This is a genomic window from Bernardetia aquimarina (assembly GCF_042180575.1).
Taxonomy (GTDB): domain Bacteria; phylum Bacteroidota; class Bacteroidia; order Cytophagales; family Bernardetiaceae; genus Bernardetia.
On sequence record NZ_CP170094.1, the window covers coordinates 2,921,540 to 2,940,550 of the forward strand.

A 19,011-nucleotide genomic window follows, 5' to 3' on the forward strand; every position below is an offset into this window, starting at 1 on the left:
AAAGCACTTTAGCTCAAAACTTCACTTTTATTATTTTCCTACTTTAAATCCAAACACTAAAATATCATCAATCTGTCGGTTGGTATAACCCATCCAGTTTTTGAGTGTATTTTTTAAAAATTCTTGTTGATGTGAGAAAGGTAGTTTTGCTACTTCTAATAATACATTTCTAAATCTCTTAGTAGTAAATTTTTTATCCTCTTTTCCCCCAAACTGGTCTTGGAAACCATCAGTAAATAAGTAAAAACTAGCCGTTTCATTTGTATTCAAAACATGATTAGTAAAATATTTTTTATTGAGTTGATTTTTGATGAAATTTCCTCCAATAGATTTTCTGTCTGCTTTTATGATTTTCAACTCATCATCTTCGATATAAATAAGAGGATTTCTTGCTCCTGCATATTCCATAATTTGAGTTTCTATGTCATAAACACAAAAAGCAGCATCCATTCCATCACGTACTTGAGTATCTGTTTGACGCAACACTTTTGTGATTCCTTCATCTAATTTGTCTAAAATATGAGATGCTTGAGTCACTGTTTTGTTTTCTATGATTTCATTTAATAAATCATTTCCAATCAAAGACATAAAAGCTCCTGGAACTCCATGACCTGTACAATCAATAGCTCCTAGTATTACTTTTTTATTAATTTGTTTGAAATAATAAAAATCTCCTGAAACAATATCTCTAGGTTCAAAAAACACAAATGAATTAGGAAAAACACTTTCTATTTCTTCTAAACGAGGAAGCATTGCATTTTGTATTCGTTTTGCATATGTTATACTCGCTGTAATATCTTGATTTTTTTTCTCAATAACGATATTCTGTTCATGCAAACGTTCAAGATTGACAGACAACTCTTCATTAACAACATTTAATTCTTCTGTACGCTCTACTACTCGTTCTTCTAATCTTTTATTTTGTGTTTCTACAAATGCTCTATGTTTTTCAGACTCTTCAAACATTTGCTTTTGTACTTGTTCTTTTTCCTTTTTATAAAAATCTATTTTTGCAGCTAATGCTACTGAAAGTAAAACCATTTCTATTGCTGAACCAAATAAAATCCCCCCAGAAGTAATAGTAGTGTAAGGGATAATTCCTGCTCCTGCCAATACAAATAAAAAAACTCCAATTAAATAAGCTGACCATGCTACTATAATATATTTAGCAGGATTATATCCTTTATAATAGATAAAAATGGCTGCAAATAGTGCATTAAATACGGATAACCCTACTGTGGTTTGATTGATAAGAGAAGCTGTTGATTTATAGCCTAAAATTCCTATTATTATTGCTATAGAAAATATAGAAATTACTACTTGTAAAGTGCGATGAAAAAATAAAGAGTATCGTTTGGTATGAAGAAAGTCTATTAAAAATAAACTTGCAAAAACACCACTTAAAGAATGCAGAATAGGAACATATTGATTCAACCAATAATATTTAGACCATATAAACTCAAATCCATGTCCTCTGACTTGAGCCATTGCCAATCCAAAGAAAAATAGATACCCCACATAATAAAGATAACCTCGTTCTTTGAGGGTAAAGTAAACAAATAGATTGTATAAAAACATGACTAATACAAAACCATAGTATAATCCTTCAGCTAAATCTACTTTGTGATCTCTTTCAAAGTAATATTTGAGAGGAGCAATATGAAAAGGAGCTTGAAAATAATCACTTTCTAAACGAATGTAAATAGTAGTAAACCTATTAGGTGGAATTTCAACAGGAATTAAAAACCTATCTGTTTTGAAAATTCTACTTTCATACGGTAAAGAATGTCCTAAATTAATTTGTTTGTAATTAGTAGGGTTTTCAGTAGTAGGAATGAAGGCTTGGATATTTACTAGCCCACTTCCAGCTTCTATATACCATTGAGTCCGTTGAGAATTATTTTGAATAGGTATTTTTAACCACAAGGTATGTACTCCATTATTCAAATTTATAATTTCTTTACCTTCAACAACAAAATCTACGTTTTGAATAGTTTGTATAGTATGTTTATCACTTGCTTTTTCTTCAAATAACCCCAACTTGCTGGTAATAGCATATCCATACTCAGAGCTATCTAACAAAATAGGAGAGACAGATTGTGCAAATCCACAAAAAAAAAGCAAATAAAAAAAACAGAAGAAAAAACATTTTTTGTAAGAAATATTCATTCTGTATTTATTTTTACTAAAAGGTATCAGAAAAAATATGTTGAAGTATAATTCTTTCAATAGTGTAATAATAGTAAGGTGTAGTAGAGTTATAAAGCACAATTTAATGAAAAAATATTTTATCTACAATGTATAATTTTAATTGTTCGATAGAACAAGAATAATAGTAGATTAGGATATTTAATAATTTCTTTAAAAAATTACACCAATCAATTTTTATAAATTTACCTATTAACTCACTTATTTTTTATTGCTTTTTTTAGAGTTAAATAAAAATTAATCTATCTGTAACAGAAAGACAATAGTTTCACTTTTTAAGATATGATTAGAGGTTTTTGGCATAAAAAACCATTTTTTTTAAATTATAATTTACTGATTTACAGAGTTTTGGATTATAGTGCAACTTTTTTAAATTATATTTTTCGCAATAATACTGCTGTTTTGTGTTGATTTATTGATGTATTTCCAAATATTCTTTTTTTTATTGACTTTTTTGCAAAATTAACCAGTTATTTCGTTAAAAATGAGAGGTTTAGCTGCTTGCATACAGAATTTTGTAGTCTCAAAAATACCTCGTACATTTGAATTGTGCTTATTTTTTACCAATTAAATTTTTAAATATACTATGGCAAACGTAATGGATTCTACGAAGGAAATGTTAGATTTTTGGGCAACTACTCAAAACAAAATCGTGGAAAACTGGGTAGGTTCTACTCGTCAGCTCCAAGAAGCTGCCAAAGAAGGCAAAGTAATGGAGCAAGCTACGGACATGTATAAAAATTGGTATGACAACCAAAAAAGTATCATTTCTGAAGCAGTAGAAAAAGGAAAAACAATTTCTTCTGACACTATGCCAGAACAAGTAACTCAACTGATGGAACAACAATCATCACTTTCTAAAAAGTGGATGGACACAATGAGTGAAATGGCTGACCGTCAGATGCAAATGGTTCAGATGACTAATACAAATGGTCAAAACCCTATGAACATTCAAGAAAATGCAACTAAAGTGCAAGAAATGATGACTAGCTCTTACAAAACTTGGTTAGATTCTACTACCGAGATGATGAATGAGAGCAAAAAAATGATGACTTCTAACCCTGCTTTCAAAGCAATGCAACCTATGCAAGAGGCTTTTGAAAACATGACTAAAGGAGCAAAAACATATTTCGATGCCTACGAAATGTGGAAACCATTTATGCAAATGACTGAAAACAAAAATTTTGATGTACAAGAGTATTTCAAAATGATGAACATGGACAAATTGCAAGAAATGGCAAAAGGAATGTTTGCTCAAAACCCTTCTCAATTTGGCTTTGCCAATTTCGGACAAATGAGTGAACAAATGAACAAAATGGTTGAACAATATCGTAACACGATGACAAACAACCCAATGTTCGCTCCTTACAAAGAAATGATCGAAAAATTCTCTTCTATGATGCCAACAGACATGAAAAACTTTGACATGTCTAAAATGATGGAAAACATGAACATGCAAGACATGAACATGATGAACCCTCAGTTTGGTAAAGAAATATATGAGCGTATGGAAAAAATGTATGCTCCGTTTTATAAATTAATGCCACCAAGCAAAGAAAAAGAGTCAATCAAACTTTTCTCTCAAATGCAGGCTGTTTTATTCGATTACCAAACTAAAATGGCTGATATGAATGCTATTATTGGTAAAACAGTAAAAGAAAGCTCTGAAGAGTTTATGACTAAAATGTTTGAAGCAGCAAAAGACGGAAATGTAAATACATACAATGAGTTCTACATGAACTGGCTCAATCACTTAGAAGGAAATATGATTGATATTTTCAAAGGCGATGAATTCTCTAAATTACAAGGTGAAGTTTTGGCTCTTCAATTAGATTTGAAAACGAGCTTCAATAAAGGAATGGAACAAGTTCTTTCTCCTTACCCTGTCGTTTTGAATTCTGAAATTGATGAACTTGCAAAACAAGTACACGCATTGAAAGCTCGCATCCGTGAGCTAGAAAATAATGCAGATACTACAACTGCAAAAACATCAGAAACAAAAGCAGAAGCTAAACCAACAGCAGCAAAGGCAACAAGTGCCAAAACTACTACTAAGAAAGCTACAAGCAAGTAATTTTGAATCTAAATCATTCTGAGTTTGAGTAGTTATTCAGAATGTGAATACCGTTTTTTAAGTAAAACTGTATTTAGTGAAATCTAACATTTCCTTCAATAAAAACCCTGACTTCATAGTGAAGTTGGGGTTTTTGATAAAAAAAGATTTTTTAATTGTATATTTATCTCTACACAAAAATACTCACACCCTAAAGGGCGTGCTACAAACACACACAAACTAAATTTTATTATGGCAACTCAGAATAAAGAAAAAAAGCACGAGAATACGCAAACCAACGTATTTGAATCTTTTACAAAAGAAATTACTGAGCAAACTGAAAAGCTCGTAAAAGGCTATCAAATGCTCAATGAAGTAGAAGAAATTGATGTCGCAACAGCTCAAAAAGAGCTTGTTTGGGAAGAAGATAAAGTAAAATTATATCGTTATTCTTCCTCAAAACGCAAACTCAAAACGCCTTTATTGATTGCTTATGCACTCGTCAATCGTTTTGATATGATGGATTTGCAATCTGACCGTAGTTTTATCAGAAATTTACTAGACAGTGGTGTTGATATTTATTTAATCGATTGGGGGTATCCTACTCGTGTTGATAGATATTTGACAATGGAAGATTATATCAATGGCTATATCAATTCATGTGTCAATTTTGTGCGAAAAGAACATGGTGTTGATAAAATAAACTTGCTTGGTGTTTGTCAAGGGGGAACATTTTCTACAATTTATACAGCTCTTAATCAAGACAAAATCAAAAATTTGATTACCCTTGTTGCTCCTTTTGATTTCAATACGGATGATGGTCTTTTATTCAAATGGTCAAGAGATTTAGATGTTGATAAAGTAGTTGATGGAAATGACGGTCTTGTACCAGGAGAATTTTTGAATATGGGTTTTGATATGTTGAAACCGTTAAGTAAATTCAAGAAAATGGCTACCATTACTAATATGATGGAAGACAAAGGTAAAATGATGAATTTCTTGCGTATGGAACAATGGGTAGGCGATAGTCCTTCTCAAGCAGGTGAATGTTACCGTAAGTTTATCAAAGACTTATATCAAGACAATAAACTCATAAAAGGAGAATTTACGCTAGGAAAGAAAACAGTAAATTTAAGTGATATAAAAAATCCAATTTTGACTATTTATGCTTCTGAAGATCATTTAGTTCCACCTTCGGCAACTAAACCTTTGAATGAAAATGTAGGCTCAAAAGACAAGACTTTATACGAATTCCCAGGTGGACACATAGGCGTTTTTGTAGGTGGACGTTCTCAAAAAGAACTTGCTCCAAAGGTTTCAGAATGGTTGAAAGAACGTGATTAATTTTAGATAATTATGTCGTTGGTTGGGACACCAACAACGGAAAGGTTATACAAAGCTCTCAGTAATAGGAGAGCCTCAAAGACAGTTTTTTTTTAAAGAAAAGCATTTATTCTAGTTTTTGGAATAAATGCTTTTTTAGTTTCTAATAGATAGAAGTTGTTTGATAATAATACTTGTTCACTCTGCTCCCAGTAACAATCATTTTTATTGAAAAAAAATACAGAATGAATCACCCTATTCTTCTGCATTTTTGAGAATAGAAATTAATAATTAATAATTCCAATTTTCTTGTCTTTGAGTTTTACATTAATAAAGTTTTTCAAACGGTCTTCGTATTTTTTGCGTATATATTTATTTCTTGCAGGTTCACCTTCCCATTTTACCAATAACATAAATGCTAACGAATCATGTTCAAAATCAGTTTGTCGTACTCTTGCTACACCAATTTCTTTGAGTTCGGGATAGATAGCTTTGAGTTCATTTTTTATGGTTTCGAAAGGTAAAGTATCACCTCTTGCATACAAAAGCTCTTGTTTTAAATCTTCAATTTCTTTGTCTTTTCCTGTAATAATTTCGTCTTTTTGCTTATATGTTCCCATTTCTTCTCTAAATTTTATCTCAATATAACGCTTTGCATTATTCATAACAGTACGCTCTACACGAGTTTCAGAGTCTGCAGGTTCTTCGGATTGTACTAGTTCAATATGTACACTATCATTACTATCAAAACCTGTCAGTTGCCATGAGTCTTTTACATCATTATTAAAGTTTTTTTCTAAGTTGAGTAAAGAATCATAATTGATATAACTTCCAGCACCAAAACTAATTACACGTAGCCTATAAATATTGGTAGAGTCTAATTTTATCTTCCATTGTACCGAATTCAAATCATAATTGGGGTTTATATTTTCAGTAATAAAAGTAGCAATACGCTGATTACGGAAATTTTCAGTTAATTTTTTGAACAAAAACATTACACTAGGAACAAGTAAAAGTGTCAGAACAATATAAGCCGTAATTCTTGCACGTCTTGCCAAAACAGGATTCAAAACTTCTACATACGGAAACTTCAAAAAACGCACAATCATATACGTAGAAAGACTTATAAAAACGGCATTAATGAAAAATAAATAAAATGCACCTGCAAAAACATCCCATTTTCCTGTTGCAAGTCCAAATCCTGCCGTACAAAGAGGAGGCATTAAAGCTGTCGCAATCGCTACCCCTGGAATGGCATTGGTCTTTTCGGTGCGAGAACCTGCAATAATACCAGCCAAACCACCAAAAAAAGCAACCAAAACATCTAATAAATTAGGTTCTGTACGAGAAAGCATTTGGTCTGTCAGAAGTCCTAGAGGAGTAATTTTGAAGTAAATAACACTCGTAACCAAAGTCAGAATAATGGCACTCAAAAAATTTCTGACCGATTTTATAAGTGTTTCTCTATCATTAATGGCAGCTCCCAATCCAATCCCCAAAATAGGAGACATCAAAGGAGAGATAAGCATCGCACCAATAATAACAGCAGCCGAGTCCAAATCTAAGCCAATGGAGGCAATCATAACGGAACAAATCAGAACCCAAAGATTAGAGCCTTCCAAAACAACACCTGACTTGATATTTTTTACTGTACCAACAAAATCAGTGTCAGAAGCTAAGTGAGTCAGACGAAAGAAAAAATCTTTGATAAACCCCCAAGAATCACGAATACCATGCTGCCATTCTGGATAATCATGATTTATATTTTCTGAATTTTCAGTATCAGAATTTAATCCTTCATTCATAACTTATAGTTTGATAGATAATTGTTACCCTGTAATTACTTTTTGCGTTACTAAAATACTGTTTTCTAATTAAGAACCGAAATTTAAGTGCTTTTTATCATTATCGCAACTACTATTTTTTTTATATACATTAGGTACAATGGAACACAGATTTTTTGAATTATCCATTAATTATAGAACTAGATTTATAGATTTTTCAAGTGTTGTTTTCTGTCATTTGTAAAAATAAGACGTTTGGTGTAATAATTTTCCCATATCTTCTATTTCGTTAAAGTAACATTTAATGTATTCAAATCTGTGATTATTTGTGAAATCTGTGTTCTAAATATACAACAGAATCATTTATACTGACAAAATTTCCGATTTTAATCATCAAAAAACTCAAAAAATCGATTGGAATAAAACTAGCTAATCTCTCATTACAAAAGAGAATTAGTAATTTAATTCTTTTCAAAAAATAAAATAAAGCCGTTGTTGCTATTTTATGAAGCATTGATACCAACAACAAATCAACAATAAAATTATACTAGAATTATGAGCGTAGAACAAGGTAATTTATCAGTAAATACGGAAAATATTTTTCCAATCATCAAGAAGTTTCTCTATTCTGACCACGAAATATTTTTAAGAGAACTTGTAGCCAATGCAGTAGATGCTACTCAAAAGCTAAAACACTTATCTTCTTCGGTTGATTTTGATAAAGAAGCAACTAGCCCAGTAGGAGATTTGAAAGTAAAAGTTTCCTTTAATAAAGAAGCCAAAACGATTACAGTTAGTGATAACGGAATCGGTATGACTGCCGAAGATATCAAAAAATATATCAATCAAATCGCTTTTTCGGGAGCGACAGAGTTTGTCGAAAAATATAAAGATGCTCCAAATAATAAGCAAATAATCGGACATTTTGGCTTAGGTTTTTATTCTGCTTTTATGGTTTCTACAAAAGTAGAAATTATTTCTCGTGCTTTTTCTGCAAAAGAAGATGAAGCAGCGCATTGGGAATGTGAAGGTTCGACTTCGTTTGAATTAGAAAAAACTACAAAAGCAGAACGAGGAACAGATATTATCCTTCATATTGCAGAAGATTCAGAGGAGTTTTTGGATAATTTCCGTTTGAAAGGAATTTTGGATAAATACGCTAAGTTTTTACCTATTCCGATTGAGTTTGAAGGCGAACAAATAAACGATACAGACCCACTTTGGACAAAACAACCTTCTGAACTCAAAGATGAAGATTATTTAGCATTCTATAAAAAATTGTATCCAATGGGAGAAGACCCACTATTTTGGATTCATTTGAATGTAGATTATCCATTTGAGCTGACAGGAATTTTGTATTTCCCTAAAGTAAAACAAGAACTTACAGCTTCAAAGGATAAAATTCAACTTTATAGCCGTCAAGTATTTATTACTGACGAAGTAAAAGAAATTGTTCCTGAGTTTTTGACACTTTTACATGGTGTAATTGATTCTCCAGATATTCCTTTGAATGTTTCTAGAAGTTATTTACAAGCAGATGGAAATGTAAAACGTATCAGTAGTTATATCACTAAAAAAGTAGCTGATAAATTACAAGAGCTTTTCAAAAATGATAGAGAAGGTTACGCAAGCAAATGGGACGATATAGGTCTTTTCGTAAAATTCGGAATGATTACAGATGAAAAATTCTTAGAAAAAGCTGAGAAATTTGCATTAGTAAAAAATGTAGATGGAAAAACATTTACATTTGACGAGTACAACGAAAAAATAGCAACCAATCAAACTGACAAAGATGGTAAAAAAGTGTGGTTATACGCAGCCGATGTACAAAAACAACATACCTTTATTACTTCTGCTCAAAAGCGTGGTTATGATGTGTTGGTAATGGATTCGATTATCGATTCGCATTTGATTCAAAGGCTTGAAGGTAAGCTAGAAAATATTTCTATTCGTAGAATTGACTCTGATACGGCAGACAAAATCATTGCAAAAGATGAGGTTTTGGAAGCTGTTTTGTCAGAAGCAGACCAAACAAAAGTAAAAGAGATTTTTGAGAAAATTGTTTCTGCAAATCATACCGTAGAGGTTCAGCCAATGCCAACAGATGAGATGCCTGTAACACTTACACTTTCAGAGTTTATGCGTCGTATGAAAGAAATGGCAATGTCTGGAGGAGGAGGAATGTACGGAATGAATCTGCCTGACCAATACAATGTTATCGTTAATGCAAATCATTCGTTAGTACAGAAAATTTTAGATACAAAAGACGAAGAAACACAAAAACAAATTGCTCAACAGGCTTATGATTTATCTTTACTTTCTCAAAACTTATTAGAAGGAAAAGCTCTTTCTAGTTTTGTAGAGCGTAGCTTGAATTTTATGAAGTAATTGGAGATTTGGGCATTCAAAATTACAGCTATGAATTCTATTGCTCTTAAATAAAGATGAATAGCTAATTGATTCATTGTTTTGTCAAATAAAAACAGCTTGTTTTCTTAGACAAAATACACATTTGAATTATATAAATTAAACACTAGACTTTTAAAGTTTAGTGTTTTTTTATAGGGTAAACACACGAAATTTTATTTTTTTAAAACTGGTTCAAGCGAGGACACTTAAACCAGTTTTTGTCTAATTCAAGCGTCCTCGCTTGAATTATAAAACTAAAAAAATAGCTCAAAAAGAGTATAAAACTACATATTTTATTTTCGTGCGTTTGCCCTAGTTTTTTTATGCAAAAAACCTCCTTAATCACATATAAAAATGAATAAGGAGGTTCAAAAGTCTTACAAAAAATAAAAATTAATCAAACCTAGAACGAACAAACCATCTATCACTAATTGAAACTCCTAAACCAAATTTTACATATTGTTCTTTGATAGTATTTAGGCTTCCACGCTGACCGATTGCACCATACATATTGAGAGAAGAGAAATTATTTTTGACAGGAAGCGAAAAACCAATACTCAAACTCATATCTTCTATGGATTCATCATTGACAACTAATGGAGTTTGAGAATAAGAAAAACCTGCTCGGTATGTCGTTCTGGCTAAATAATTTGAATTACGAACATTAGGCGTAATTTCTCCACCTACACTGATTTTATAACTATTCTGCAAACGATTACCACTTAGAATATTAGAACCATTTGAAATGCTCCAATCTTGCATACTATAATCTAAACCAATGCTATAAGCTGTATTTTGTGTACCTGAAGCAGCCTGTAAATAACCACGTTGCAAACTAATACCAAAAGTAAAAGCATCTGGAATTTTAATTGATTCTTTTCGTTCTGAAAAAAGTGTATCTCCATCAACAACAATATCTCCAAAAGTTTTGCGCTCAAAAGCTCTAAAATGTGTTGCATTAAAATCAGCAGCACCATCATAACTTACACCAATATTAATTTGTGAATTATCAAAAACCGAAACAAAATAATGCAAACCCAAACGATACGTAAAATCACCATAATTATAACGGTCGTTAAGTTGAGCCACAAAGCTAGTTCTAAAATCATCTAGTGTAGAAGTAGAAGTATTGCTGACTGCACCAAAATTATAATTGATTTGTGCGCCTACTGAAAGATTTTGAATAATTTTATGCCCTGTACTTAGAAAAACTTGTGAAACTCCTCCTGTTCCTGCATAATCATATTTTATGAAAGTAGGAGTATTTTCTAAAAGTTCATAACTTACTGCATTGTATTTTACAGAAGAAAAAGGTTGAAAACCAACATTGATAGCCATATTTTTATAAACTGGAAAGATAAGAGATAAATAACCCAAATTTCCTCCAAAGTCGTTTGTTTGAATTGTATTGGTTTTTAAATCTTTATATTCTCCCACTCCTGCAGCTTCAAAAACGGTAAGTTTGTGATAACTCAAAAGAGCAGGGTTTTGAAGGTTAGAGTATTTTACTGTTGGAAGACTTACTCCCATTCCACCCATTCCAAGATTGGAAATTGCTCGTTGAGAAGAAATATCACCTAATCCAATTCTTGAAAAAGGATTGTTTGCTGTTTGAGCCAAACTAAAAGAAGAGATAAAAAAACAGTTAAATAAGATGAAAATTATTACTAAACTTGAAGTAGATAATTTTGATATAAAACGGAGATATAAATTAGTTGTCTTCATTATTTTTTATAAACTGGAAAATTCGTTGTAATCCTATCAAAACCAAATTTGGTTCGATAGTCCATTTTGGATATATATGTGAGTTAGTTGTAAAATTAATTACGTATTCTTCCCACCATTTTTTTAAAATCTGAGCATCGCCACCACAGACGACAATGTTCAATTTTGTATTTGTTCCTTTATTATTTAGAGTAATTTGATGCTGATAAAAATCAATAATTCCCTTTATTTCAGAAATAAGTCCAAACTGAACACCACTTTGCATCGCTTCTTGTGTAGATGCGCCAATAGGTGTAGGTAAGGTTTCATTTGGTTCAAACAAAGGTAGTTTTGCTGTAAAATGATTTAGAGCCTTAAAACGCATTTGCAAACCTAATGAAATACTTCCTCCTTCATAAACTCCCTTTATTTTAGATTTTGTATTAATAAAATCAAAGGTAATACAAGTTCCTGCATCAATTACTAAAGTAGGTTGTTTTATAGTTTCTTTTTCTAAAAAATAAGCACCAATTACAGCAGCCAAACGGTCTTTTCCTAGCGTTTTGGGTGTCAAGTAATTATTTTGAATAGGCAAAGGTGTAGTTTCATCTAATACAACTACTACGCTACTTCCTTTACTATCTGTTGCAAATTTTTTCGATTCTGAATTTGATTTTATGATTAATTTAGAGTTATCAAAATTATTTCTAGTGCTAGAAACTATTTTTTTTTTCAAACTTTCTATAAAAGAAAACTCCGTCTCTTCATTTTTTCTAACAGAACTTATAATAATTCCTTCTAACTGTTTAGAATTTCTAATTTCATCTATCCAATTATCTAAATGAATAATAGAAAGGGAATAACGCACTTTTAAAAGCACTTCATTTTCGAAGAGTGCAGCTTTAAGTGTTGTGTTTCCAAAATCTATTGCTAAAAGAAACATAAAATCGTTTTGTATAAAAAAACCTCATTTGTAAATCAAATAAGGTCGCAAATTTCGCTTTTTTGTAGCGAAATAGAAAATATAAAGGAAATTAAAATGATAAATCACGCTTTTTCTAAAAAAATAACTTGATGTGCCTTCTGTATATTAGCAAACTCTAAATGTTGCTGTATTTTATACTGACAATTAAATGTGCTTTGACATAAACGAGAGGGTTATATAAAACATATTCCTATGAAAATAATCATTTTATGATAAGGGATGATAGTTTTAAAACCACCCAAAAACCAAATTCGGCAAAATCCCCAACAAAACACTAAAAAAAATAAGAATAAAAGCAATGAGTTTGTAAAAAGTAGCAATGTCTTTTAGTTCTGTCTTTTTCAAATTTTGATGAAGCGAAAAATTACCTAAAAACATTCTTTTGAATGTCCAAAGAAAATAACTAGCTGTAAAAATAAGTGTTGAGGCAGCCAAAATAGATAACCAAATCGGAATATATTCTGATGAAAAAGCACCTAAAAAAACAGTCAGTTCGGCTACAAAACTAGAAAAAGTAGGCAGTCCCAAACCTGCAAAAAAAGTAATTCCTACAAAAGCCGTATAACGAGGCATTTTATGGAAAATTCCACTGTACGAAGTAATTGTCAAATCGTGAGTTTGCTCATAAAGAACACCCACCAACAAGAAAAGCAAAGGTGAAATAAGTCCATGACTAAGCATTTGATACATTGCCCCATTTGTTCCCTCTGCATTTATACTCGCCAAACCCAAAAGCACAAAACCCATGTGTGAAACCGAAGAATAAGCAATCATGCGTTTGAGGTGTGTCTGTCCAAGTGCTAAAAACGAACCATAGACCATCGAAAAAATTCCCCACGCAGCAATCCAAACCGAAAAATCTATTGCTACATCTGTGAAAACCGAAAAAGGTAATCGCACAAGTCCATATCCACCCACTTTCAAAAGCACACCAGCCAAAACCATTGAAATTGGCGTTGAGGCTTCTACATGTGCAATTGGAAGCCACGTATGCAAAGGTGCAACAGGTAATTTTATGGCAAAACCTACCAAAAGTAAAAAGAAAACAATTATACGAGTGGTATTTCCTTCATAGGAAAAAAGAGCAGATTGAGGTAAAAAATAATTGGTATCTTTAAAAGCAAGCATATCAAAAGAATGCACAATTTGAGTAGAGCTTTCAGTTAGTAAGGTAGAATTTTTGAGTTTTGTAATAACTTCTTCATTCGTAATTCCTAATTCTAAGGCTGTCTTTGTGATGTCTATTCCAGAATTTACGATGATTATTCCAGCAATCAGAATCAAAACCGAACCAATCAGCGTATAAATAAAAAACTTTATGGCTGCATATTCTTTCTGTTGCCCTCCCCAAATTCCTATCAAAAAATACATAGGAAGCAGCATAAATTCAAAACAAATAAAAAAAAGCAAAAAATCAAGCGACAAAAAACTTCCCATAACTGCCCAAGAAAGCAATAAATATAAGAAAAAATATAAGCGAGGACGAATCAAAACCGTTTTAGAAAAAGCAGAAACCAAACTACCAATCCACAAAACAAGTACAGCAAGAGCAATCAAGAGTACGTTTTTAGAATCTACTCCCAAAAAATAGTCAGCATGCAAAATTCCAAATTTACCCAAATTGATGTGCCACCAATTCAGTTTTTCAGATAAGAGTAAATTTTGAGTATCTAATAAAGATGAATCTAAATTCATTTTTGCAAAATAAAGCATTACTCCTACCAAAATAAGTTCGATAGAAAGAACACCTATTCCAATCCATTTGTAAAAATGAGTTTTGTTTTCTCCAAAAGGAATCAAACAAAGAATACTTCCAAAAAGTGGAAACCAAAAAATAAGAGAGAGAATGAAATTTTCCATTAAAAATCAAAAGTAGCCAACAGTTTCCAACTGTTGTAAAAATATACCTCCGACAGTTGGAAACTGTCGGCTACATAAAAGACAAATTTACTATTTTTCTTGTTCTTTTCTGTCGAAGGTTTCTTCTAGTTTCTTTTTTTGTCTTTCTTGTGCCTCTGGCGTAGTGATTATGTAAACCGTTTTTCCATTTTCCACAAAAACTACTTGGTCAAAACTCTTTTTTTCAATCAAAGCCATTCCTACAAATGGAGCAGTAGCTTTTATATCAGCATCTTCATCTTCATAGAGCCAAATAATTTCTTTTTGTTCGTAAGTGATGTGTTGAGTAGTGATTTGAGTAGGATTTTTTTCATACTTCACAACAGCAACCACAATTTGTTCAGAAAAATTAATTTCATGTTTTATGCTTCCAAATGATTTTTCAAAACTCTCTTTATCTGTAAAATACATAAAACGAGTAGTGTCATTGGTAGGTTTGTAATCTTTATTCTGGTATTCATAACCACTTAAATCAGCAAAAGCCAAACGCTCTAAATCATCATAGGAAGTAAAAGAAACACAACTGGATAAAAAAGTAGAAGCTACAAAAAGACAAAAAACAGAAAGAGTAAAAAATAAATTTTTCATATAGAATAAAAAAATAAAATCAAGTTATTAGGTATAACAGACTTCCTAGTCTGTTAAAAAAAATGGTTTCAAACAGACTAGGAAGTCTGTTATACATAAATTCAATTAAGCAACTAAAAACAACAAAGTTAGTTTTTTTAATAAAAACACAAAAATTCTTAAAACATAAATATCCAAAGATATTTTTTTGTTAAAAAATTGATTTTATGTAAAAAATAATATAGATTTGATTTTTAATCACTATTTAACCCCAATTTAACATATGAAAGAATTTAAAAAATTTCGTATTTCAACAAAAGAAGCAAGTAACATTTCAGGTGGAACACGTAAGCCTAGAGTAGTTAAAGAGCCTACAGCTGAGTTTTGTTCATCACAAGGCATGGGACATTGCCATTCAACTACAACTGGTCGTGATTATTGTTGTCGTGGATAGAAATATATTGATTAGTTTCTAAATAAAAAGTCATAAAAATCTAACATTTAGAATTTTATGACTTTTTTTTATAAAATGTAGTATACATCTACAAAATAGAAGTGTGTATTTAAAAAACATGACAGATGTTTTTTTATGACTGAAATTATACAAATAGCTTTTTGAGAGATAAAATATATTTCTGATGATAAAACTCTGACAATTATTAAAATCAAAATTCATTTACGTATTTTTGAGATTATTAATAAATGACATTTAAACAAATCTCGCTGTTGTTGGTGTTTTAGCGTAGCAACACCAACAACATAGAACTCTATTTTATGCTAGAATCAACAATTCAACAAAAAGTAAATCATTGGTTAGAAGGAAATTATGACAATGAAACAAAAGAAATCATCAAAAAACTATCTGAAACAGACCTTACAGATGCTTTCTATAAAGATTTAGAATTTGGAACAGGTGGATTACGTGGACTTATGGGTGTAGGCACAAATCGAATGAACCGTTATACAGTCGGTGCAGCCACTCAAGGGCTTTCAAATTACCTCAAAAAATCATTTCCAACTAAAAAAGAAGGAGATATTAGTGTTGCTATTGCTTACGATAGCCGTAATAATTCCCCAGAATTTGCTAAAATTGTAGCTGATGTTTTTTCAGCAAATGGAATAAAAGTATTTTTATTTACAGCTCTTCGTCCTACTCCAGAGCTTTCTTTTGCTATTCGTTATTTGGGTTGTCAAAGTGGTGTTGTCTTGACAGCTTCACACAACCCGAAGGAATATAACGGTTATAAAGCTTATTGGGAAGATGGAGGACAAGTAGTTGCTCCTCACGACAAAAATATCATCACAGAAGTACAGGCGATAAAAAGTGTAGATGAAATAAAATTTGAAGGAAAATCAGATTTAATAAAAAGCATAGGAGTAGAAATTGATAAAGAATATTTGTACCAAATATTAGAACCTTTAGTTGATAAAAAAACAAGGGAAATTGTAGAACGTCAAAAAGATTTATCAATCGTTTATACACCAATTCACGGAACAGGAATTACACTTGTACCAAAAGCGTTGAGAAAATTGAGGTTTGAAAATATCCATGTAGTAGAAGAACAAGCTCTAGCAGATGGAAATTTTCCAACAGTAGTTTATCCAAATCCAGAAGAAGCTGAAGCGATGACTTTAGCTCTCAAAAAAGCAAAAGAAGTAGATGCTGATGTGGTAATGGCAACTGACCCAGATGCTGATAGAGTAGGAATTGCAGTAAAGAATAAGGAAGGCGATTTTGTATTACTGAACGGAAATCAAACACTTGCTTTGTTGGTGGCTTATAATTTGGAGGCGTGGAAAAATGCAGACAAACTCAATGGTAATCAAATGGTCATCAAAACCATCGTTACAACAGAATTGATTAAAGAAATTACGCAAAAATATGGTGTAAATATTTATGATACGCTGACTGGTTTCAAACACATTGCTGCGCTTATCGAACATAAAAAACAAGAAAATCCTAACGAAGAATTTATTTTAGGAGGAGAAGAAAGTTATGGTTATCTAATTGGCGATGAAGTTCGTGATAAAGATGGAGTTGCTTCGTGTGCAAGTATTGCACTTTTGGCTGCGTATGCAAAAGATAAAGGTTTTTCACTGTTTGAATGGCTGATTGAAATCTATAAAGAATATGGTTTTTATTTAGAAGAATTAGTTTCTATTACCAAAAAAGGACAACAAGGCGCAGCACAGATAGAAGAAATGATGAAGACTTTTAGAGAAAATCCTCCCAAAAAATTAGCAGGAAGTAATTTATTATCTGTCTATGATTATCAGAATCAAACTATTCTAGATGTGCAAAATGAAACGCACAAGCCAATGAAAGCTAATTTACCAAAATCAAATGTACTGGCTTTCTATACAGCAGATGGAAGTAAAATAAGCATGCGTCCGTCAGGAACAGAACCCAAAATTAAATTCTATTTTTCTGTAAAAGATGATTTAGACAAAACAGAAAATTATGAAAAAGTAAAAAAACAACTTCAAGAAAAAATTCAAAAACAGATTACTGATTTGGGAATTAAATAACCTTTTCATACTACTAGACATTTTTACTAACTGTTATATAGGTCAGTCTCGTAGAGCAGACCGTTTGTAGTTATTTTAGTCTTAGTAGATGGTCTGCCCTTTGGGACTGATTTATTTATTTCTAAAATATAATTTTTCATAAAAGCACCTGTTTTCAAAATTGATATCGAACTTTTACTTTATTATGTTTGTTTAGTCATTTGTTTTCAAGTGCTTTTAAGTAATTAATTAACCTTTTATTAGAATCATGTTAGAATTTTCTCAAGACGAATATCGTATTGGTGGTGTTTCTGCCCTCACTCTTTCAGAAAAATATGAAACTCCTTTGTATGTCTATGATGCAAAGAAAATGGAAACACAATACAAACAGCTATGTAAAGCATTTTCGAAAACCAAAATGAAAGTACATTATGCGTGTAAAGCCCTTACGAATATTTCAGTCTTGAAATTCTTTAAATCTTTGGGAGCAGGACTTGATACAGTTTCTATTGAGGAAGTTCGACTCGGACTTTTAGCAGGTTTTGAGCCTTCTGATATTTTATTTACACCTAATTCAGTAGCTTTGAGTGAAATAAACGAAGCTGTAAATTTGGGAGTACAAGTAAATATTGATAGTATTTCGGTTTTGGAAGAGTTTGGGCATCAATGGGGAGGGAAAGTTCCTGTTTGTGTACGTATTAATCCTCATTTAATGGCTGGAGGAAATGCCAAAATTTCGGTAGGACATATTGATTCTAAGTTTGGAATTTCACTCTATCAGATGCGCCATGTTATGCGTATTGTTGATGCCTACAAAATGAAAATCACAGGACTTCACATGCATACAGGTTCGGATATTCTTGATGTAGAAGTGTTTTTGAGAGGATTAGATATTCTGTTAGAAACGGCAGAAGAGTTTCCAGATTTAGAGTATATCGACATGGGAAGTGGTTTTAAAGTTGCTTATAAAGAAAATGATATTACAACTGATATTGATAGATTAGGAGAACAGGTATCTGAGCGTTTTAATGAATTTTGCAAACAATATGGAAAAGATTTAACTCTCGTATTCGAACCTGGAAAGTATTTGGTAAGTGAGTCAGGAACATTTTTAGCTTCTGTAAGTGTTCTCAAAACTACTCCTACAGCTGTTTTTGCTGGTCTTAATTCGGGAATGAATCATCTTATTCGTCCTATGTTTTATGAAGCCTATCATCATATTACTAATATTTCGAATCCGACAGGTGTACCAAGGGTATATAATGTTGTTGGATATATTTGTGAAACAGATACATTTGGTGCAAATCGCAAACTTTCTGATATAAGAGAAAATGATGTTCTTGCTTTTCAGAATGCAGGTGCGTATTCGTTTATGATGTCTTCTAATTACAATTCTCGTTTTCGTCCTGCTGAAGTTTTGGTATATGAAGGAAAAGATTATTTAATTCGCAAAAGAGAAACATTTGAAGATATTACTAGAAATCAAATTGAAATGGACTTTTCAAAAATTTCTGTTTCAAATGATAAAAAAAATAAAGAGGTTGTTTCTTAACACAAACCAAAAGCCATTT

At 31.5% G+C, this 19,011-nt stretch carries 12 protein-coding genes; 6 read left to right on the top strand and 6 right to left on the bottom strand.

Translation table 11 applies throughout. The features are described from left to right. Positions 1–30: 30 nt before the first annotated feature. Entirely contained in the window at positions 31–2,082 is a 2,052-nt protein-coding gene (locus ACE193_RS12430) for a 7TM diverse intracellular signaling domain-containing protein (RefSeq protein ID WP_375563310.1), read from the bottom strand. Between the two features lie 712 nt (positions 2,083–2,794). Between ACE193_RS12430 and ACE193_RS12435 the strand changes: the two genes are divergently transcribed. Both ACE193_RS12435 and phaC read left to right on the top strand, forming a co-directional pair. Next, positions 2,795–4,282, top strand: a complete 1,488-nt coding sequence (locus ACE193_RS12435) for a poly(R)-hydroxyalkanoic acid synthase subunit PhaE (protein ID WP_375563311.1) — start codon at positions 2,795–2,797, stop codon at positions 4,280–4,282. A 231-nt stretch (positions 4,283–4,513) separates the two neighbouring features. Further along, positions 4,514–5,605: a class III poly(R)-hydroxyalkanoic acid synthase subunit PhaC gene (gene phaC, locus ACE193_RS12440; protein WP_375563313.1), complete on the top strand. Its 1,092-nt coding sequence runs from the start codon at positions 4,514–4,516 to the stop codon at positions 5,603–5,605. 263 nt (positions 5,606–5,868) lie between these two features. Here phaC and ACE193_RS12445 read toward each other — a convergent pair whose 3' ends face one another. Next, a complete protein-coding gene (locus ACE193_RS12445; RefSeq protein WP_375563314.1) occupies positions 5,869–7,389 on the bottom strand; it encodes a TIGR00341 family protein in 1,521 nt (506 codons plus the stop codon). Between the two features lie 534 nt (positions 7,390–7,923). Between ACE193_RS12445 and htpG the strand changes: the two genes are divergently transcribed. Then, complete coding sequence (gene htpG, locus ACE193_RS12450) at positions 7,924–9,756, top strand: molecular chaperone HtpG (RefSeq protein ID WP_375563315.1); 1,833 nt, start codon at positions 7,924–7,926, stop codon at positions 9,754–9,756. A 414-nt stretch (positions 9,757–10,170) separates the two neighbouring features. Here the strand turns inward: htpG and ACE193_RS12455 are convergent, their stop codons facing one another. From ACE193_RS12455 to ACE193_RS12470, 4 genes are all read right to left on the bottom strand, one after another. Beyond that, positions 10,171–11,397 carry a hypothetical protein gene (locus tag ACE193_RS12455; protein WP_375563316.1) on the bottom strand — a complete coding sequence of 409 codons (1,227 nt, stop codon included), beginning with the start codon at positions 11,395–11,397 and terminating at the stop codon, positions 10,171–10,173. 91 nt (positions 11,398–11,488) lie between these two features. Next, a complete protein-coding gene (locus ACE193_RS12460; RefSeq protein WP_375563317.1) occupies positions 11,489–12,424 on the bottom strand; it encodes a type III pantothenate kinase in 936 nt (311 codons plus the stop codon). 270 nt (positions 12,425–12,694) lie between these two features. Then, entirely contained in the window at positions 12,695–14,326 is a 1,632-nt protein-coding gene (locus ACE193_RS12465) for a NuoM family protein (protein WP_375563318.1), read from the bottom strand. Positions 14,327–14,416: 90 nt separating this feature from the next. Beyond that, complete coding sequence (locus ACE193_RS12470; RefSeq protein WP_375563319.1) at positions 14,417–14,953, bottom strand: hypothetical protein; 537 nt, start codon at positions 14,951–14,953, stop codon at positions 14,417–14,419. A 262-nt stretch (positions 14,954–15,215) separates the two neighbouring features. On the opposite strand from ACE193_RS12470, the gene ACE193_RS12475 reads away from it, so the two are divergent. From ACE193_RS12475 to lysA, 3 genes are all read left to right on the top strand, one after another. Next, positions 15,216–15,386 (top strand): hypothetical protein, encoded by a 171-nt coding sequence (locus tag ACE193_RS12475; protein WP_375563320.1) that lies wholly within the window; start codon positions 15,216–15,218, stop codon positions 15,384–15,386. Between the two features lie 320 nt (positions 15,387–15,706). After that, the gene (locus tag ACE193_RS12480; RefSeq protein WP_375563321.1) at positions 15,707–17,461 is read left to right on the top strand and encodes a phospho-sugar mutase; all 1,755 of its coding nucleotides are present in this window, start codon (positions 15,707–15,709) and stop codon (positions 17,459–17,461) included. 247 nt (positions 17,462–17,708) lie between these two features. Then, entirely contained in the window at positions 17,709–18,992 is a 1,284-nt protein-coding gene (gene lysA / locus ACE193_RS12485) for a diaminopimelate decarboxylase (RefSeq protein ID WP_375563322.1), read from the top strand. Positions 18,993–19,011 lie beyond the last annotated feature (19 nt).